Origin of the sequence: Vibrio sp. Y51_MX_L26 (genome assembly GCF_024181935.1) — a bacterium.
Taxonomy (GTDB): domain Bacteria; phylum Pseudomonadota; class Gammaproteobacteria; order Enterobacterales; family Vibrionaceae; genus Vibrio; species Vibrio diabolicus.
In genome coordinates this window covers 127,129-146,223 of the sequence record NZ_JAMZAS010000006.1, presented here as the reverse complement: position 1 = coordinate 146,223, position 19,095 = coordinate 127,129, and the positions used below count along the sequence as shown (strand labels likewise).

Here is a 19,095-nt window from a genome sequence, read left to right as displayed (position 1 = left end):
CTACAATGGCGCACTTTTTACGGAATTTAGGTCACAAACATGACAGATACAGCTAAACCAGCTCTACCAGATCGCCTAGCAGGTAACCCACGTAGCCCATTCTTCATCAAAGAATGTTTCGATCACCAAATCGGTATCCGTTTTAACGGCAAAGAGCGCACAGACGTAGAAGAATACTGCGTGAGCGAAGGTTGGGTGAAAATTGCTTCTCCTAAAGCAAAAGACCGTTTTGGCAACCCAATGCTGATCAAACTTAAAGGCGAAGTTGAAGCGTACTACGTATAAGCTGACCAAGCTGAATTTCTTTGAAAGCTCGAGTTTGACTCGGGCTTTTTTAATGCCTGTTATATCCCTTTCTCGATTAATCTATTCCCTCCTCTATTCAGTACAAGTTATTAAGAAATCGATGTAAATCGCTGTTTTTATCTGATTGTTGGCTAAAGTTTCTATAGAACTTACTGTAATAACCATTGCCAAAAGAAACGACACCTTTTGATTGTAGGGAGAGGAAATGGAAAGCCCACTTGTCACACTCAAACACGCCAGCAAAAGCTTTGTTGATGGCAAAGAGACACATCGCGTGTTGGAAGGAGTCGATTTCACCCTGAATTCAGGAGCGAGTGTCGCACTGACGGGGGCGAGTGGCAGCGGCAAAAGTACCTTACTCAATATCATCGCTGGCTTTGAGCCGCTTTCCGAAGGTGAGTTGTGGTTAGATGGCGATAACACGGTGGCTTGGAAAGACCCACAATGGAGCCGCTTCCGCCATCAAAAACTCGGGGTTATTTTTCAGCAATTCAACCTCTTAACACCTCTTAACGTAAAGAAAAACATCGCCTTCCCTCTGCATTTGAATCAACAGAAATGGAACGACTGGTGCGATTATTTGGTCGAGACTCTAGGCATCAGCCAACTGCTCGACAGGCATGTTTCAGCCCTTTCCGGTGGCCAACAACAACGAGTCGCTATTGCGCGCGCATTGGCACACAAACCTAAACTGCTACTTGCTGATGAACCCACAGGAAACCTCGACCAAAAAGCAGGGTTAGAAGTGATGAAACTACTCAGTGAAATCACCACCCAAGGCAATACGGCAGTACTGTTAGTCACCCACAGCCCTGACTGCGCTGAGTTCATGCAAACCCAGTTACGTTTAAAGGATGGGCGTTTGAAGGATGGTCGTTTGCAAAGCGGACTGACGCAAAATCAGCGCGATGTAAATGAGCAACATCATGAAGCAAGCTAAGCAACCAAACACCAGATTCACTCATACGCGACTCGCCCTGAATCTGTTTGCGGCACATTATCGACAATCGCCGCTGCAAGCCGCTGCGATTCTGATCGGTATCGTACTGGCTGTGACCTTGTTTGTTGCGGTGCAAGCCATCAACCTCAATGCCAAGCGCAGTTATGCTGAGTCTACCGAGCAGCTTAGCGCACAAGCTCAGAACTTAATTATTCCACCAGCAGGGCAAAACTATCTGCCCGAATCGCTCTACTTCACCCTTAGACAAAACGGACTCAGTGCAGCGCTACCTATAATCGAAGGGAGAGTGAGAGACGAACAAGGTCGACGCTGGTCAGTGCAAGGCAGCGAGTTGATTGCCGCTATCTCTTCGCGGTCTCGGTATTCTGCAAACGGAAAGTCATCAGAAAACCAACAAAACGTGTCTTTGTTCGACAGTGCTTTACCTTTGCCTGAGCTTTTGGCCGGCAAGCCGATCGTGATGATGAGCCAATCTCAACATCAAAACCTAGGTGAAGTAGAAACTCTGACTCTGGACGATATCCCAACCCAAGTGGTGGTGCTACCTGACGAATGGCAGTTAGGTAGCCGAATGTTGATGGACATTGGTTTTGCGCAGCAACTGCTCAATAAACAAGGACAGCTCAGTTACATTGCGGTTTTCCAGTCAGGTGATAAAGGGAATAAAGACACGCAAGCAAAATGGCAGAACCTGATTGGCGATCAAGGGCAATGGATTTCCAATAATCAAAGTACAGACCTTGGTTCGCTGACCGACAGCTTTCACCTCAATCTCACGGCAATGAGCTTACTCGCCTTTTTAGTCGGGCTGTTCATTGCTTACAACGGAGTCAAGTACAGCTTGCTGAAACGCAATCGACTGCTAGTACAAATCCAACAGGCAGGTGTTGCGCCAAGTATTGTGCTCTCTGCGCTGTTAGTTGAACTCACTCTTCTCGTTACCATCGGCGCTTCCCTCGGTTTTGTATTGGGCATGCAGCTCAGCCATTGGTTGCATCCGACCGTGGCACTAACGCTTGAGCAGCTTTACGGTGCGACACTTCTGCCCGGCACTTGGCAGTGGCAATGGTGGGCGCAAGCCCTGCTGCTCACGTTAGCCGCAACCCTGTTGGCGTGTTGGCAGCACTTTAAACAAAGAGTGCGCCAACCGCTCTCTTCTCATGGCGGATTTTATCAAGCGCCTGAAGCTTCTAACGAAAACCAATTGTTCGTGATAGGTGCTGCGTTGACAACTCTCGCACTCGCAGGGTTATGGTTGAGTGAACATCACCGATTTACCATGGCGTGGCTCGGCGTGCTTGTGGTGTCGATTCCTTTGTATCTACCCAAAACACTCAGCGTATTAGCCAATTGGTGTGAAAAACGCACCAGTTCTGGTTTGATGCAGTATCTGTTTGCAGAGCTGCGTGAGCTGATTTCTCCGCTTTCTCTCGCCATGATGGCACTGCTGCTCGCCGTTACAGCCAATATGGGCATGAACACGCTAGTTGGTAGCTTCGAGTCCACCCTAAAACAGTGGTTAGAACAAAGGCTACACGCCGATATTTACGTCAGCCCTGCCCAAGGAGAAATCGCTGATGTAGAGCGCGCGTTAGGGCAGTTCGACAAGGTTGAGACCGTCTACAAGCAATACTACGTCGACGATAACCTGCAAGGCTTACCGATTTTGCTTGGCACCAAAGACAAAGACACCTTAGAACAAACCATGGTGTTCAAATCGCATTTTGAGAACTTCTGGCAGCGTTTTTACCAAGGTGAATCAGTCGCGATTAGTGAACCAACCGCGGTCAAACTGGGTTTATCACTGGGTAGCGCGCTCACGCTTGATGCTGTTCCAAATAAGAACCTGCTTGTGGGTGCGATATTTCACGATTATGGCTCACCCAATGGTGAAGTGTTATTAGCACCCAAATTATGGCAAGAGAGTGGCTTTACCGACCTGCCAACAAGCCTTGGTATTAAAGTTTCGGGGGACCCACAAATCGTCTACGACCAACTGCGCGAGCAACTGAATCTGCATCCAAGTCAGCTCTACGATCAGGCGCAAATCAAATCCATCGCGTTGGATATATTCTCGCAGACCTTCGCCATTACGCGCGCACTCAACGGCGTGACTTTGATGGTCGCGGTTATTGGTTTGTTCAGTGCGTGCTTCATGTTGCTCGACGCGCGCAAAGCCGCCATTGCAAGGCTGTATGCCCTTGGCGTCAGCCGTCGAAAATTAATGACCATGGTAGTCGGACAGATCGTCGCTTTGGTCAGTTTTACTCTGGTTATCGCCCTGCCTCTCGGCGCTATGGTGGGTTATGTACTAACAGACATCGTCACCTTGCGCGCTTTTGGTTGGAGCTTAAATTATCTGTGGAACTGGAGTGACGCGCTGAGCATTGCGGCGATCACCATCTTGGTGGCAGTGATCGCAACCGTGATTCCGCTGTGGCGATTGGTCAGTAAGCCTGTCGTCTCCAGTTTGCAAAGCGAGGTGTTGTGATGGTTCGGTTGGCAAGCAAACTTACTCTACTCATAAGCAGTCTGTTCCTATTTGGATGTGAAGATCCCCAACAAAAAAATATGGGCACGCAAAATATGGGCACGTTGCTAGGCAGTGGAGATACGCAAAGCGAGAGCAACCTATTCACACCCGTAGAAAAAGGGAATGAACTCACCTTCCCGGCAGACCATCAAGCGCACCCGAATTTTCGTCATGAATGGTGGTACTTAACCGCTAACTTAATTGATGAAGATGGCAACCCACTTGGCGTCCAGTGGACACAATTTCGCTTTGCTGCTGCGCCGCCAACGGGCGAAGATGACGTGAAGAAAACCGAGTGGCAAACTCAGCAAATCTACATGGCGCACAGCGCGGTCACTACAACGGACAAACATTACGCCGATGAAAAATGGTCCCGCGATCAAGCCTCTCTAGCCGGCGTCGACACTTCACCGTTTCGTGTTTACCTCGATGATTGGCAGTGGACTTCTTCAACCACCGACCTCTTCCCTGCCACATTGAAGGCGAACTCCGAACAGTTTGGCTATTCGCTCACTCTTACCAGCAGCGCACCGTATCAAAAGCAAGGCGAGCAAGGTTACAGCACCAAAAGTGCCGATGGTCAGGTGGCTTCGTATTACTACAGCCAACCGTTTATTGATGTCTCCGGTGAAGTCACCATCGACGGCGAAACCCATCAAGTGTCGGGCAAAGGCTGGATAGATCGAGAGTGGAGCTCGCAATTCTTACTCGACTCACAACAAGGCTGGGACTGGTTTGCTCTAAGGTTGAGTGACGAAACCAGCTTGGTGGTGTTCCAATTGCGGGATTCGAAAACCGGAGCAACCAGTTACGCCAGCGCAAGGCTGATGCAGCAAGATGGCTACGGCATCGCTATCTCACAAAAAGACATTCAGTTAGAGGCAACCAATCAAACAGAAATCCAAGGGCGAAAGTATCCAACCCAGTGGCAAGTGTCGATTCCTAAGCAACAAATCGAGCTAACCGTTTCTGCACTCAACCCGAACGCGAAAATGCCGCTTTCAGTGCCTTATTGGGAAGGTCCGGTGCGTATTGATGGTTCTCATTCTGGGACTGGTTATATGGAGCTGACGGGATATTAAGCGCTCTGAACGGATTTCAATTACCGTTGAGAAGCCATCTTAAGAACCATCTCCTACCCGCAACAGAATGCATCACAATCAGAAATAAATGACTACGACGCATTTATTCGATACTAGCCTTGAATCCTTGCTTCATTGCGGTACGCTTTGAGCAAATCAAACAAGGGTGGCCCCTCTCATGCGTGTCGATTATCACCAACGACTCGTTCCTGTTATTCGCTATCTGGAACAGCACTTTAACGCTCCTCTCAATTTGCTCGAAGTGGCAGCGCTAGCCAACCTCTCTCCCTATCACTTTCACCGTACCTTCAAGGCGGTACAAGGCGAAACATTAGCCGACTTCATTCGACGTTTACGGCTAGAGGCGGCAGCAGACGACCTTTTCAAATCAAAGCAACCAGTGCTGAACATCGCGTTAGAGTACGGTTTTTCTAGTTCGCAAAGCCTAGCTAAAGCGTTTAAGCAGCATTATGGCGTAACACCAACCGCCTTTCGCGACTGTAAAAACTACCAGCAATTTTCTGAACTCGCGCGAAACAGCAAGATTGGACACGCACTGCGCAAGAATGGAAACGAACGAACCCTAAGCAATTCATATACTGACTCTGAACTCACAACATGGAGCAACAATATGGAAACGCAAAACTTTGATAAAGCAAAATTGGCTTACATTCGCGTTAACGGCCCTTATGGCCAAGGTTATGAAGAACCATCAGGTCGCTTGTATCAATGGGCAGGAATGAAAGGTTTGGCGGGCAATACCTGTATCTTCATTTATCACGATAACCCAGAAATCACGCCAGACGAGAAGTGTCGTACTGACATCTGTCTAATGGTGCCAGAAGATACCGAAGTACCAAAAGGCATTGAGCTGCAAGACTTCCCCGGCGGTCAATATGCGGTGATGCGCCAGCAAATTACCGAATTCAGCCAATACCCTAAAGCATGGGATGATTTGATGAGCAAAGTGGTTGAATCTGGTATTGAGAACGACTGTCGACCTTGCTTCGAACTTTATCATAGCTACGATCCACAAACGCACCATGCAGACGTCAGCTTCTGCACTGCCATCAAATAATCGAAAAAAGCCTGCACGTTCGCAGGCTTTCCTTCTATTAGAAATAATGTCTAAATCGATTAGATCGCTTCGCCGTTTACTGTAACAGCAACATCAATATTGCCACGAACGGCGTTTGAGTATGGGCAAACTTGGTGTGCAATGCGCGTTAGCTCTAATGCTTGTTCTTGTGGTAGATCTAACTCTGCCGCGAGGCTAACGGTCAACGCAAAGCCACCGTTTTCATTCGGGCCAATGCCTACTTCAGCTGTCACAGGTGCGCTCTTTAGCGCTACTTTTGCTTCACGCGCAACGTGCAAAATCGCGTTAGAGAAACAAGCTGAGTAACCCGCTGCAAACAGTTGTTCTGGGTTCGTTGCTGCGCCTGTGCCACCCATCTCTTTTGGGTAAGCAAGTTCAAGATCCAGCAGACCATCGTTGGTTTTTACTTGACCATTACGACCAGCCAAAGCAGTAGCTTGAGTTTTGTATAGAGTAGTCATGCGAGTGTCCTTCTTAATTTAAGTTGTGCGCAATTTAATTGCTTACAATCTTATATCGAAGTAAAGATCGTTTGCAACTATATTGTGCACAATTTATTTTGTTACTCTCTTTCTCTGTGAGCAGGTAGGCAACGCCAATGAGCCAGTGTTACACCGACAACACCATGACCGACGACGATAAACTCTTACTCGAAAACCAAGTTTGCTTCCCGCTATACAGCGCTGCTAACGCTGTGATTCGCGCGTACCGACCGTTGTTGGACTCACTTGATCTCACCTACTCGCAGTACTTGGTAATGATGGTATTGTGGGAAAAAGATGGCACGAGCGTAAAACAGCTGGGATCACAGCTTCACCTCGATTCAGGCACGCTCACGCCGCTGCTTAAACGATTAGAAACAAAGGGCTATGTAGAACGTGGTCGCAGTGACACCGATGAGCGCGTACGCGTACTCAACCTTACAGAGCAAGGTCGTGACCTCAAAGAGCAAGCCAAGTCAGTGCCAAACGCCATGATGTGTAAAATCACGTTGGAGCTGGATGAAATGATCATGCTGAAGAAGTTGTGCGGCAAGGTGCTCGACAATCTGAACTAAAAAATAAAAGCATCCGCTTCCTCACTTCCTATTAGAAAGAGCCTGCCGAGATGCAGGTTCTTTCGATCTTAGCCGGACGATCTCTTAAAGGTCATCATCGGTATTCTCTATTACCACTCGGCCTTCCTCTTCAATAAAACCTATCAAAGCAAACTCACTTACATCGGGCTTCCCTATTAATAAAGATAGGAAATGACTATCAATAGGATAGTTACAAGCGATTTTCCTTAAACACAATCCAATGCGAATATACTTTCCGAAAGCAAGAACTGCTCACCCTAAAACATTCTGAGGAAAGTAAAAATGATTAATACAAAGATCAAACCATTTGCAGCTACAGCATACAAAAACGGCGAATTCGTTGAAGTAACAGAACAAGACGTTCTAGGCAAATGGGCTGTATTCTTCTTCTACCCAGCAGACTTCACATTCGTATGTCCGACAGAACTAGGTGACCTAGCAGACCACTACGAAGAGCTACAAAAACGCGGCGTTGAAGTGTACTCAGTATCAACAGACACACACTTCACTCACAAAGCTTGGCACGATAGCTCAGAAACCATCGGCAAGATCCAGTACTACATGCTTGGCGACCAAACAGGCAACATCACAAACAACTTCGGTGTGATGCGTGAAGGTCAAGGTCTTGCAGACCGTGCAACGTTCCTAATCGACCCAGAAGGTACTATCCAAGCAATGGAAATCACTGCTGAAGGTATCGGTCGTGACGCAGAAGACCTACTACGCAAAGTGAAAGCAGCTCAGTACGTAGCAGCACACCCAGGCGAAGTTTGCCCAGCAAAATGGAAAGAAGGCGAAGAGACGCTAGCTCCTTCTCTAGACCTAGTAGGCAAAATCTAAGCCACTGAATTTAAGCTCAATTTGACATGCTAATTGACGCTTAACTTAGAGAGCATTCCAGGTTAGATACCTTGACGACCTTCTGCCTGGTTTGCTCTCTCCCTACTGATTTTATCCAGAGTAACCACTCTTTTGTTTATTTAAGGTAACAACAACTATGTTAGACCAAGCGATCCAACAACAACTCAAACAATATCTGGCTAATGTAAAAGAAGACGTTCGTCTAGTGGTTAGTCTAGATGAAAGCAAAGCATCGAATGACATTCTGTCTCTGGCGAACCAAATCGCAGAGATGAGCGACTTTATCACCGTTGAACGTGACGACAACGCAAGCGCACGTAAACCAGTGATGACGGTGACCAACCCAGTAAAAGGCACAGCACTTCGCTTTGCTGGCCTACCAATGGGTCACGAATTTACCTCTCTGGTATTGGCATTGCTGCACTCTGGTGGTCACCCAATCAAACTAGAGCCGGAAGTGATTGAACAAATCGCAGCGCTAGATAAAGAATTGGATGTTGAAGTGTTCATTTCACTGTCGTGCCAAAACTGTCCAGACGTTGTTCAAGCGTTCAACATGATGGCGGCGATCAACCCGAAAGTGAAAGCAACCATGATCGACGGTGCACTCTTCCAAGATGAAGTGAAACAACGCGACATCATGGCCGTACCAAGCGTATTCGTGAACGGAGAGCTATTCGGTCAAGGCCGTATGTCTCTAACTGAAATCCTAAACAAAGTGGATGATGGCGCGAGCGAGAAAGCAGCCAAAGCACTGAGCGAAAAAGACCCATACGACGTGCTAGTTGTCGGCGGTGGCCCTGGTGGTAGTGCAGCAGCATTATACGCAGCGCGTAAAGGCATTCGCACTGGCGTTGTCGCTAAACGCTTCGGTGGTCAGGTGATGGACACCATGGCAATCGAGAACTTCATCTCGGTAAAACGTACTGAAGGTCCAAAACTGGCGACTGACCTAGCCGAGCACCTAAAAGAATATGACGTAGACGTTGTGACTGAGCAACAAGCGCAAAAACTGATGGGCGCAGCGCACACAGATGATGGCTTGATTCACATCCAACTTGAAAGCGGTGCAACGCTAAAAAGTAAGAGTGTCATCCTAAGCCCTGGTGCACGCTGGCGTGAAATGAACGTTCCGGGTGAGCAAGAGTACCGCAACAAAGGCGTCGCGTACTGCCCACACTGTGACGGCCCGTTGTTCAAAGGCAAGAAAACCGCAGTTATCGGTGGTGGTAACTCAGGCATCGAAGCGGCTATCGACCTAGCAGGTATTGTTGAGCACGTAACCGTTCTTGAATTTGCAGACGTACTTCGCGCAGACCAGGTACTTATCGACAAAGCAAACTCATTACCAAACATCGACATCATCACGATGGCGCAAACCACAGAAGTAGTGGGTGACGGTACTCGCGTAACAAGCTTGAAGTACAAAGACCGTAACACAGATGAAATCAAAGAGATTGAACTGTCAGGTATCTTTGTCCAAATCGGACTAGTACCAAACACAGAATGGCTGAAAGATTCAGAAGTAGCGCTTTCTGAGCGCGGCGAAATTGAAGTTGGTAGCCGTGGTGAAACCAGCCTAGAAGGTGTCTTCGCAGCGGGTGACGCAACGACGGTTCCTTACAAACAGATCATCATTGCTATGGGTGAAGGTGCAAAAGCAAGCTTAGGCGCGTTTGACTACCTAATCCGTAAGCAAGGTTAATCTCCAATTTCTTGAGCACAAAGCGCACGGTGCGGTGTTTTCTTCCCCTGAAAACCAATCGGGGCACCGTGACAGCGATGAGTAACAAGAAATAAAAGCAAAAAACCTAGAAGCCCAAAGACTTTGCCAGCAGGTACTAACTGCTGGCTTTTTTGGTTTTTTTTTTGGGGGGGGGGGAAAGCAAATTATTACTAGAAATAACAGAGTAAAATAAATCTGCCGAAATACACTTAGGGTGAAACATTGCGGGCTTTAACTCGTTTCTACTGCTTCAAATATCAGACCTTTTAGCTGACAACGATGGTAAATTTCATACAAACCACCTAATTCATCATTGCAGTAAACACCGCTTCCGTTATTTTCAATCCTGAATAAGCCTCCGGATTTGATTGATTTACTACTCAGCACTAATTTTTTAAACCGCTTTACACGACTTGGCTTACCATTAGCTCTTACATTTAACACAGTGCGATCCTTATCAATGGCATCGCAAGTTTTGAGTATGTTTATGGCATACCAACGCTCGCCAGCGACGCGTAATGGCAAAAACTCACAACTGGAATCAAGAGCTTCGTTTATTTGATTATATGCGGACTCAGAACAAGCAAACTCGCCTGCACGCCAGATTGCAAAATCAGGTTTTGTTGTAAGCATGTGGTTATCACTCACCCACTCCAAATCAATAGTCATCCAAGTATCAGCGACACGCTCACCACATAACTCCCGCAAATCGCCATCCGAGTATTGTATAGAAATCTCTAGTTGAGTTTCTTGTAAAAAAGGGAAATTCTCAACATCATGATTTAATTTAAAAACTTTCATCTTTTGCTTACTTAAATCAAACGGTTAACTGGGAAGTCCCCATCATGTAACATTTCTCCGACTTCACGCAAGGTATCAATGATACCAGTACGACCAAGTCCTTCTGCGATCGTATCTCGAAGGAGAGAGTCCACGTTGAGATAATAAACCATAGTATGTGTTTGGCTATGAGCTACTTTTGTTGGAATGCCATCATGAGGTATATGACACCTGAAACGAGGTAGCCAAACACCGTTCGCCTCATGGTCAATATCTATTCCCCATGCAGCTAAACGTAATCTCGAACGAGAGCAGGCCGCGCTTTTATCATCAAACCAAGGAACTATATGGTGAGCACAAGTATTGCTAGGCTTTGGTCCTCGATTTGCCGAAAGCATGTTTTTGGCCAAGTTTTGACTATGTCTCTTGTGATGCTCCCACCGTATATGTCTACTCAACAGCAAATCATCCTTACTTATATTTCCTTTTCTAAACTTTACAGCGTCAATTACTCGTCCTGCATAGTGAATCGCGAAGGCTTGAGCCTGCTGTTTAGCCAAACTAGGGTTACCTGTCGAATTAAGCAAATCAATCTCTAACTCTTTAATCGACACACATTTTTCTTTCACACCACTCACAAACAAACCCTTTGCAATAAAATAAGTGTAAAAAATAAACTATGAATCTAGTTGTTAAAATGCTTATTAGTAAGTCTACAAAAGCAGTCTAATATTCTTGAAAATGACAGTATTATATATTTCCATCTATAAACTAACTATTTTCAAACTGTCCGTTATACGCCACCTGTTGACTCCTACTCTAAAGCCATCCACATCCCGAACTCTAAGTTAAATACGGGGTCAACCCTAAAAAATTTTAAAAAAGCTCTTTACCTCAACTTAACTTGAGGTTTTAGCATGTTCATCGTTGGCTAGAAAATGACAAAAAGGAGCACATCATGATCCAACTAGAACATATTAATTTAGTCGTGAAAAACATCCCTGAAATGCTGAAGTTTTATCAAACTGCATTTCCACATTGGTACGTGCGTGATGAGGGGAAAGGCGAATGGAGTGGTAAGCCAAGAAACTGGCTACATTTTGGCGACGAGTATCAATATATTGCGATGAGTGACCACGGTGAAGGAGAAAACCGCGAGTTGAGCGGGCACCAAGTTGGGCTAGCGCATTTTGCTTATGTGACCAACAACGTCGATGCCATCATAAAAAGACTGACCGATGCCGGTTATCCAATTGCCCAACCTGGGGCTGATGAGCCATACCGCAAGAATGTGTATTTTGTTGACCCTGCAGGTTTTGAGATCGAATTTGTTGAATACCTGACGGATGATCCAAAACTTCGTAACCTGACAAGCTAAAAGAGACGTAAATAATAAAACGCCAGCAGATGGTGACTACTGGCGTTTTGGTTTATCTATCAGGTTTCTTTATCGCATTAGCGCTGTTTGGCAAAAACCTGAGTCCAGTAATACCCGTAGCTTGCCGAGTGATTTTCGACAAGCGACGCGCCCATCTGATCAAAATCCGCACTCATGATATTGAGGCAGTGACCTTCGCTCGATAACCAAGCATTAACGACGGCGTTAATGGAACTTTGCCCTACGGCGACATTCTCACCAATGGCGCTCCAAGCATAGCCCGTTGCGTTGACTCGATCTGACATATTGCTGCCGTCAGAGCCTGTATGACTCATGAAATCGCTGTTCGCCATGTCGCTTGAGTGGCGATAAGCGGCGCTTTCCAAATCGTAGCTCCAAGTCAGGGCCCCAACAGGTGGCATGGTGGTTGCCCCACACTGCTGTGTAGTAGAGCGAGCACTGTTGACCGCTGCGAGCATCTGCTCGGCAAATGTGCCTTGTGACGATGTGGAACCTGTGTTTTGAGAGCCGTTTTCTACAGGTGCTGACGACTCCCCATCGCCGCCACATGCGCTGAGAAGTAGGGCCAAAGCAGGCACTAAGATCTTAGTTGGCATTGTCTTTCCTTTATGAGTGACGAAGAGCAAACTGCGCTTGTCGATAATAACGCCCAATAACCTAACAAAAACCCATAAAAGCACCATATGGCTTGGAGTGTTTTAACCAAAGACTCACATGAAGTTTTCAATCGCCTTGGTTCGGTTGGTAAATCGGCAACGTTTCAGCCCACGTATGGAATGGCGTTTCATCCATCTCCTGTATTGCTTGAGTGATAAAATCGATGAACACCCTCACTCGGGCGGGCACATATTCCCGGTTGGCATAGAGAAGATACACGCCATTTCCTGCTTGGCGCATACTCGGAAATATCGGCACTAAACGCCCCGCTTTGAGCCAGTCTCTCGCGATAAAATGAGGAATCTGAGTTAACCCTAAACCTTCTGCGCAAAGCTCTGCCATGGATTCGCCGTCATTTACAATAAAATTTCTCTCGGGGTTATACTCACTTGCACCGTCTGATTCTGGCATCCGAATCGGCAACAGTTTCCCCGTTTGTTTAAAACGAAAACGAACCCAAGAATGGTCATTGAATACATCCGGGCCACTCGGAACACCATGGCGCGCTAAGTAATCCTGACTGCCACAAATAATAAAATCGATAGGACTAAGCTGGCGCACAATCAGCTGGCTGTCCTGAACGACACCAGATCTAATCGACACATCAATCCCTTGCTCAATAATATCAACGTAGGCGTCATCGTAATGAATATCGATAGTGATGCTGGGGTAGCGGCGACAAAACTCTTTTAATAAAGGGCGAATGTAAAGGCGACCGTAAGAGACCGGCACATTAATCTTAAGCAGTCCTGAAAGCGCATCATTGTGGCTTTTCAATGAATCCTCACACGCTATCAGTTCGTCCAGTACAAACCTAGCGGTATTTGCGTATCGACGACCGGCTTCTGTCAGACGGATCTGTCGCGTAGAACGCTGGAAAAGCTGTATTCCCAAGTCGCTTTCAAGACGATGGATGGCCTTACTCACCGTAGAAGGGTCTGTGCCATACGCTTTGGCGGCCGCAGCAAAACTGCCACCTTCTAAAGTGGCAATAAAAAATCGTAGGGACCGTATCTTATCCATAAAACTCGTGCACTCCATTCGTGAACTTTATTCACTTTAGTAAAGACAAAGTGGCTCTTCAATCACCAATCAGCCCAAATATAATGAATCTCAATAACTTGATGCTCTGTTAGCGAGGAAAAAACAATGGGTAAAAATGGATTAAAGAATGCACTACAACTATTAATAGCGACCTTAGTCCTATTATTTGGGATGCTTCAAACGGCACATGCGACGGATAAACGCATTGGCATTCTAGTTTACGACGGCGTACTGACCTCTGATGTTACTGCGCCTTTAGAGGTCTTTGGCGTTGCAAGTCGTCTGACTTGGTTTAGCGATTATGAAGTAGTCACTATTTCCGTCTCTGAACAGAAAACCATCACCACTGAAGAGGGATTAAAAATTGGTGTGGATGCTTGGATTGGCGATCAGCCGGAACTCGACGTGCTGGTTTTAACATCCAGCTACGACATGGATGCGCTAATCGAAAACAAGGATCTCATTCACTTTATTCAAACCACATCAAAGGCGGCAGATTGGATGGCAAGTAATTGCTCTGGTGCGTATCTATTGGCCGAGGCTGGCCTGTTAAACGGTAAGAAAGCGACGACGTGGGCAGGAGGTGAAAACGGATTACAAAAAGACTATCCAGCAGTTGATGTACAGGTCGACCAGAATTTTGTTGTTGATGAGGGCGTCATCACCTCAAACGGCAGCCTAGTTAGCTATCAGGCCGCACTTAAATTGCTGCATCTCATGACTTCGGAATCTAAAGCTCAAGAAGTCGCAGACGCCCTTCAATACTCACGTTTTTCTACCCAACCATTTTAAGCGGGCAAGGACGAAACCGCAGGTAACCTTTGAAGCTTCAGAGGTTACCTTGCTACTCAGCTCTACACTTCTGATCTTAATCCTATGGAAAAACACAAACGATACGAAGCACTGACGAAGGAGCGATACCAAGATATCTATCGTCTCGCATATTGGCTATGCAAAGATCATCACCTTGCTGAAGATTTGGCGCAAGACACCTTCCTGAAAGCGTGGCGATTCTTTGATAACTTAAATGATCCCAATGCCGCGAAGCCTTGGCTCATCACCATTTTGCGTCGTGAGAATGCTCGGCGCTTTGATAAAAAGCAGTACGATTTTGTCGATATTGATGAGTGTGTAATACAGGCAAAAACCTACCCTGGCAGTGACCACGACATGGCACAAGATTGGCTTAAAAAACAAATGATGATTCTCGAACCCAAATACCGAGAGCCATTGGTCTTAAAACTCGTAGTCGGGTTTAATCATAATGAAATTGCTCAAGTCTTAGAGCTTAATCACAACACCGTGGCGACTCGATTATTCAGAGCACGCAATCAGATCATTGCGCAGAGGGAGGGCGATTAAGACACAAAAAAGTAGTCAATCATGTCAACTAACTGGCTATGCTCCGGTCTATTTCATAAGTCGTTACACAACTCGGCGCTTTAACGCTTTACATCAAGCGCGACTAGATGAACACTTCTCGTCAAAGTACAATAACAGCCGACATAGAGTAGAGTCAGTAAAACATTATGAGTAACACAACGGCGAAAAAGCCGAATCCCCTATTCGAGATTCTTTTTAACGTATTCATCCCTTCCTTTATCTTGATGAAGTTTAGCGGCGATGAAAACCTAGGAACAGCAATGGCGCTGGTTGTCGCTTTGCTATTTCCTATCATTTACGGCGGTATGGACCTTGTCCGGAACAAGAAATTTAACTTTATTTCTGCACTTGGCTTTATCAGTGTTTTATTAACTGGCGGCATTGGCTTGTTAGAGCTTGATACACGTTGGTTAGCCTTGAAAGAAGCCCTGATCCCTGGCCTGATCGGTTTAGCGGTTTTGGGCTCAACGTTTACCCGCTACCCACTGATGCAGAAGTTAGTACTGAATGACACGGTATTGAATTTATCGCTGATTAACGAACGCTTGAAAGAGAACGGTCAATCAGAGGCATTTGAACGTTGTCTAATGTCATCAAACTATCTGTTTGCGAGTACTTTTGCGTTCTCATCCGCGATGAACTACTTCCTTGCGACCTGGATCGTGACCAGTCCTTCGGGCACGGCTGCTTTTAATGAAGAGTTGGGTAAGATGACGCTTTACAGCTACCCGATGATTGCAATTCCAAGCATGTTAATGATGTTCGGTATTTTTTATTACATTTGGCGTCAAGTACGTACGATGACATCGCTCGAAACAGAACAAATTTTCCATCTAAAATAGTCCCATCATTACAAATAACCCATCAAAAAAGGGAGGATTTATCCTCCCTTTTCTCAACAGACTCACTGTAATTCATAGCGTCAAAATGATTTTTCCTGACACCGCCGATGAGCGTTGCTCAACCATTTCAATCGCAGTTTGAAAATCCTCTAGCGGCAGTTCAGACGCTACACTTAACTTTATATCGTTGGCGATAAAGTGGTCTAACATTTCAGCGAATACCGCCTTTCTCCCGCCTTTACCTACCGATTCTTCCCAATACCGCAAAAAGAAGGTGCTAAAGTCGATGTTGTTGGTCTTCATCGATTCAAAAAACGCAGGCGTATAAGGCGCTAACGACAACGTTCCGTAGTTGATGTATTGGCCATTTTCTTTCAAGGTACGAATGAGATATGTGCCAGCCTCACCGCCTATCGCATCCAAAGCGGCCGTTGGTTGTGGCAGTTTGCGCGTTTGCAGTTGCACGTGTAAGTCTTGCTTCGCGTCCAATACTGGAGTCGTATCGTACGGATACTCGTCTGGCTTTGAAGTCACAGCAATCAGTGTAAAACCCAGTGAATGAGCAAGCTGGGCAAATATCTTACCGATCGCCGAACCCGCCGCATTGATGATCACCACATCGTCTTTGTTCAACTTAGCCACTTTCGTGGTGATAACCCACGCGGTTAGCGCGTTGATGTACAACTGGCAGGCATAGCCGTTATCCAAACTTTCAGGTAGCGGAAAAAGATTCTCGGGCGAAGCATCTATGTAGTATTGCCAAGTACCACCCATCGCCACCAACACTTTTTGCCCAACTTGAAGGCCAGTTTGACCGACTGCACTGACTTCCACCACACGCCCAACCGCTTCAAATCCCGGCACGCGAGGTGGTACGTGAACGCGGCGGTATTGCCCAACACCATAAATGGAAAGCAAGTCACTTGGGTTAATATTGGTGGCTTCCAGTCGCACCCGAACCTTGCCCTGAGCAAGCGGTTTGAGGGGCACTTTTTCCAACGACAGCGATGTTTTTGGCTGACCAAAGCAGAATTGGTTCACTCGAGTATTTATCGTTGGTGCCATTGTTATTCATACCATGTAATTGAAATTCAAAAAGGAAGTTTCGCGACTTCTACTCAAAAGCATTAAGTGAAGTCGAAGCTCTGTATTTCTACCTGCGCGATGCGCCGTTCACTCTAAACTGTTGTGGCGTCATATCAAAATAGGCTTTAAATGCTTTGATGTAGGATGAATCGTTTTGATAACCCACTCGGTCTGCAATGGCTTGGATTGGTAACGTTTCATCTAACAAAGAAAGCGAGTAAATCAGCCGAATTTGTTGCCGCCAAAGCAGAAATGAAGTGTTGAATTCCTTGGCGAACAACCGTGATAAAGTGCGCTCAGACGCCCCAATTTTCTCCCCCCACTCTTTTAGCGAACAGCTCAACGCGGGCTCGTCAGTCAGTTGCTCGAAAATCAGTTTTAGTCGGCGGTCTTGTGGCAGCAACAACTGAAATGTCTGCACGTTGCTTTTCAAAATTTGATCATGCAACACCGCTAGCAAATGCAGCACTTCTTCGTGGCTTGTCTCACCTTCACACTGTCTACGGATCTCTTGTAAAAGCTCATTTAAAAACGGCGTTAAAGCAATGGTTCTCACTTGTGGCTCGTACGTTGCGCCAAACTCAGGGTTGAGGTAAATGCCAACAAATATCGTGTTGCTTAGAGCAATCGACTCGTGTTGAACACCCGCAGGAACAAATAACGCAGAAGTGTGCGGAACCAAATGCTGATAATGCTCCGTTTGTGTTTGCAATAACCCTTTGATAGGAAAGATGATTTGATGCCAAGTGTGTTGATGCAGCGCATCAATGTAACCTTTTGGCATGTCGATGGTTTTCACCAAAACAGGAGAATGGGGATTCGCAGCCATCATCTCATTGGAGGTGACCACGCCTGACTTCGAATCAATTTGGCGGGCTAGCATTGTTGTTTGTCTTTTCATCCCTATTCCGACAGAAGTTCACTAGGCTATCATGCTCCGCATCGCGAATGAAGATAAACACTTTACCTCTCATTCAAACAATAAGGAGGTTACATGAAGAAAATCGGCGTCGTAAAAGCTGTGCTAGCAGGGAAAACTGTCCCTTATGCTCATGGAGCGCAAAGCGCAATCAACAAACAAGTGTTGCCCGAGCGCCAGCACGCAACAGAGCTTGGTTTTATCAGTGATGAGCAAGGCGATCCACGCTTTCATGGTGGAATTCAAAAAGCGCTTCATATTTACCCAAGCGAGCACTACCCAATCTGGCAACAACAATTAGGAAAAAGAACAATTTTCCAATCCGCTGGCGGCTTTGGCGAAAACATCAGCTCCGAGGGCGTCACCGAATCCACGATTTGCTTGAAAGATAAAATCCGTATCGGCTCAACACTACTTGAAGTGTCGCAAGGTCGCATGCCTTGTTGGAAACTTAACGTACGCTTTGACCAACACGACATGGCGAGAAGACTGCAAGATACGCTTCGAACAGGCTGGTATTTCCGAGTGCTGGAAGAAGGCGATATCGGTGCAGGTGACGAGATTATTCTGTGCGAAAGACCTTATCCAGAATGGCCACTGGCTCGCATCATGGGCGCGGTTTTCACTGGCTGCCTGGATAAAATAGAGCTAAGCCAACTGGCAGAACTTCCATTGGTTGAATCTTGGGGCAAGTTGGTCGAGCGCCGCCTAGAAACTGGCGAAGTTGAGGATTGGGAAATGCGCTTGGTTGGCCCAACAAGACAATAAAAAACGCAGAGTAAAAGCTCTGCGCTCACTATAAAAAAGTGGCCTTGGTTATTACTGTCCTGCTGCATACTGACCATCGGTGACTTGCTCTTTCCAGATAACGTTTTCACCGTCTTTTGACGCCGTAACCACTAGGTGAGTCATTGGCGCATTTGGTGTTGCACCGTGCCAATGGTCGATACCAGGCGGACACCAGACACTATCACCAGCAGCAAGTCGAATTACATGCCCATCACGCGTTCCTGTAAGTGCGGTACCAGAAGTGACGATCATGTGTTGTCCTGCTGGGTGAGTATGCCAAGCGGTTCGAGCTCCTGCATCAAAAGTGACATAGGCGGCGCTGTAGTTTGCAACTTCGTTTTCAGGAAACAACATCTCGACGTTAACTTTCCCGGTAAATAGGTTTTCAGGTCCTTGAAACGATTTCTGATCAGCAGAGCGATAAACTTGCTGCGAAGATGAGTTACCATCGGCTGCTTGAGCGATTGGAAGCATAAATCCCGTCGACAACAGCACAGACCAAATAAGCAATGATGATTTATTTTTCATAAAACGAATTCCTTTCTAATTG

Annotated in this window: 21 protein-coding genes; 13 read left to right on the top strand and 8 right to left on the bottom strand. The window is 46.4% G+C overall.

Features of this window, described 5'->3' with window-relative positions; genetic code table 11:
* Positions 1 to 39 precede the first annotated feature (39 nt).
* The 5 genes from NL645_RS14800 (at position 40) to NL645_RS14780 (ending at position 5,960) form a co-directional block, all read left to right on the top strand.
* Positions 40 to 285: a DUF3297 family protein gene (locus NL645_RS14800; RefSeq protein ID WP_005383498.1), complete on the top strand. Its 246-nt coding sequence runs from the start codon at positions 40 to 42 to the stop codon at positions 283 to 285.
* A 226-nt stretch (positions 286 to 511) separates the two neighbouring features.
* Positions 512 to 1,246, top strand: a complete 735-nt coding sequence (locus tag NL645_RS14795) for an ABC transporter ATP-binding protein (protein ID WP_253651924.1) — start codon at positions 512 to 514, stop codon at positions 1,244 to 1,246.
* Complete coding sequence (locus tag NL645_RS14790; protein ID WP_253651923.1) at positions 1,233 to 3,758, top strand: ABC transporter permease; 2,526 nt, start codon at positions 1,233 to 1,235, stop codon at positions 3,756 to 3,758. The genes NL645_RS14795 and NL645_RS14790 overlap by 14 nt, the downstream gene beginning before the upstream one ends.
* Positions 3,758 to 4,882 (top strand): lipocalin-like domain-containing protein, encoded by a 1,125-nt coding sequence (locus NL645_RS14785; protein WP_253651922.1) that lies wholly within the window; start codon positions 3,758 to 3,760, stop codon positions 4,880 to 4,882. Before NL645_RS14790 ends, NL645_RS14785 begins: the two co-directional genes overlap by 1 nt.
* A 178-nt stretch (positions 4,883 to 5,060) precedes the next feature.
* Entirely contained in the window at positions 5,061 to 5,960 is a 900-nt protein-coding gene (locus tag NL645_RS14780; RefSeq protein WP_253651921.1) for a GyrI-like domain-containing protein, read from the top strand.
* Positions 5,961 to 6,019: 59 nt separating this feature from the next.
* On the opposite strand, the gene NL645_RS14775 is transcribed toward NL645_RS14780, so the two are convergent.
* Positions 6,020 to 6,442 carry an organic hydroperoxide resistance protein gene (locus tag NL645_RS14775; protein WP_015313691.1) on the bottom strand — a complete coding sequence of 141 codons (423 nt, stop codon included), beginning with the start codon at positions 6,440 to 6,442 and terminating at the stop codon, positions 6,020 to 6,022.
* A gap of 137 nt (positions 6,443 to 6,579) precedes the next feature.
* Between NL645_RS14775 and NL645_RS14770 the strand changes: the two genes are divergently transcribed.
* The 3 genes from NL645_RS14770 to ahpF all read left to right on the top strand — a co-directional run bounded on the left by NL645_RS14770 (position 6,580) and on the right by ahpF (position 9,625).
* Positions 6,580 to 7,038 (top strand): MarR family winged helix-turn-helix transcriptional regulator, encoded by a 459-nt coding sequence (locus tag NL645_RS14770; protein WP_253651920.1) that lies wholly within the window; start codon positions 6,580 to 6,582, stop codon positions 7,036 to 7,038.
* A gap of 303 nt (positions 7,039 to 7,341) precedes the next feature.
* A complete protein-coding gene (gene ahpC / locus NL645_RS14765; protein WP_005395542.1) occupies positions 7,342 to 7,899 on the top strand; it encodes an alkyl hydroperoxide reductase subunit C in 558 nt (185 codons plus the stop codon).
* Between the two features lie 157 nt (positions 7,900 to 8,056).
* Complete coding sequence (gene ahpF / locus NL645_RS14760; protein ID WP_047122886.1) at positions 8,057 to 9,625, top strand: alkyl hydroperoxide reductase subunit F; 1,569 nt, start codon at positions 8,057 to 8,059, stop codon at positions 9,623 to 9,625.
* A gap of 252 nt (positions 9,626 to 9,877) precedes the next feature.
* Here the strand turns inward: ahpF and NL645_RS14755 are convergent, their stop codons facing one another.
* Entirely contained in the window at positions 9,878 to 10,447 is a 570-nt protein-coding gene (locus tag NL645_RS14755) for a DUF1629 domain-containing protein (RefSeq protein ID WP_031850177.1), read from the bottom strand.
* A gap of 11 nt (positions 10,448 to 10,458) precedes the next feature.
* The gene (locus NL645_RS23200) at positions 10,459 to 11,064 is read right to left on the bottom strand and encodes an AHH domain-containing protein (protein WP_198039125.1); all 606 of its coding nucleotides are present in this window, start codon (positions 11,062 to 11,064) and stop codon (positions 10,459 to 10,461) included.
* A gap of 320 nt (positions 11,065 to 11,384) precedes the next feature.
* Between NL645_RS23200 and NL645_RS14745 the strand changes: the two genes are divergently transcribed.
* Complete coding sequence (locus NL645_RS14745; protein ID WP_029802786.1) at positions 11,385 to 11,804, top strand: VOC family protein; 420 nt, start codon at positions 11,385 to 11,387, stop codon at positions 11,802 to 11,804.
* A 77-nt stretch (positions 11,805 to 11,881) separates the two neighbouring features.
* Here NL645_RS14745 and NL645_RS14740 read toward each other — a convergent pair whose 3' ends face one another.
* Both NL645_RS14740 and NL645_RS14735 read right to left on the bottom strand, forming a co-directional pair.
* A complete protein-coding gene (locus NL645_RS14740) occupies positions 11,882 to 12,421 on the bottom strand; it encodes a CAP domain-containing protein (RefSeq protein ID WP_065764614.1) in 540 nt (179 codons plus the stop codon).
* Between the two features lie 127 nt (positions 12,422 to 12,548).
* Positions 12,549 to 13,505, bottom strand: coding sequence for a LysR family transcriptional regulator (locus NL645_RS14735; protein WP_253651919.1), 957 nt, complete (start codon positions 13,503 to 13,505; stop codon positions 12,549 to 12,551).
* 126 nt (positions 13,506 to 13,631) lie between these two features.
* Between NL645_RS14735 and NL645_RS14730 the strand changes: the two genes are divergently transcribed.
* From NL645_RS14730 to NL645_RS14720, 3 genes are all read left to right on the top strand, one after another.
* Positions 13,632 to 14,318 (top strand): DJ-1/PfpI family protein, encoded by a 687-nt coding sequence (locus NL645_RS14730; RefSeq protein ID WP_253651918.1) that lies wholly within the window; start codon positions 13,632 to 13,634, stop codon positions 14,316 to 14,318.
* Positions 14,319 to 14,402: 84 nt separating this feature from the next.
* Entirely contained in the window at positions 14,403 to 14,888 is a 486-nt protein-coding gene (locus tag NL645_RS14725) for a sigma-70 family RNA polymerase sigma factor (protein ID WP_065645210.1), read from the top strand.
* A gap of 167 nt (positions 14,889 to 15,055) precedes the next feature.
* A complete protein-coding gene (locus tag NL645_RS14720; protein ID WP_005398257.1) occupies positions 15,056 to 15,751 on the top strand; it encodes a VC0807 family protein in 696 nt (231 codons plus the stop codon).
* Positions 15,752 to 15,823: 72 nt separating this feature from the next.
* Here NL645_RS14720 and NL645_RS14715 read toward each other — a convergent pair whose 3' ends face one another.
* Positions 15,824 to 16,816 carry a zinc-dependent alcohol dehydrogenase family protein gene (locus tag NL645_RS14715; RefSeq protein ID WP_253651917.1) on the bottom strand — a complete coding sequence of 331 codons (993 nt, stop codon included), beginning with the start codon at positions 16,814 to 16,816 and terminating at the stop codon, positions 15,824 to 15,826.
* Positions 16,817 to 16,904: 88 nt separating this feature from the next.
* Positions 16,905 to 17,720 (bottom strand): helix-turn-helix transcriptional regulator, encoded by an 816-nt coding sequence (locus NL645_RS14710; RefSeq protein ID WP_253651962.1) that lies wholly within the window; start codon positions 17,718 to 17,720, stop codon positions 16,905 to 16,907.
* Positions 17,721 to 17,831: 111 nt separating this feature from the next.
* Here NL645_RS14710 and NL645_RS14705 point away from each other — a divergent pair, with 111 nt between their 5' ends.
* Complete coding sequence (locus tag NL645_RS14705) at positions 17,832 to 18,524, top strand: MOSC domain-containing protein (protein ID WP_253651916.1); 693 nt, start codon at positions 17,832 to 17,834, stop codon at positions 18,522 to 18,524.
* Between the two features lie 51 nt (positions 18,525 to 18,575).
* On the opposite strand, the gene NL645_RS14700 is transcribed toward NL645_RS14705, so the two are convergent.
* Positions 18,576 to 19,073, bottom strand: coding sequence for a cupin domain-containing protein (locus NL645_RS14700; RefSeq protein ID WP_253651915.1), 498 nt, complete (start codon positions 19,071 to 19,073; stop codon positions 18,576 to 18,578).
* Positions 19,074 to 19,095 lie beyond the last annotated feature (22 nt).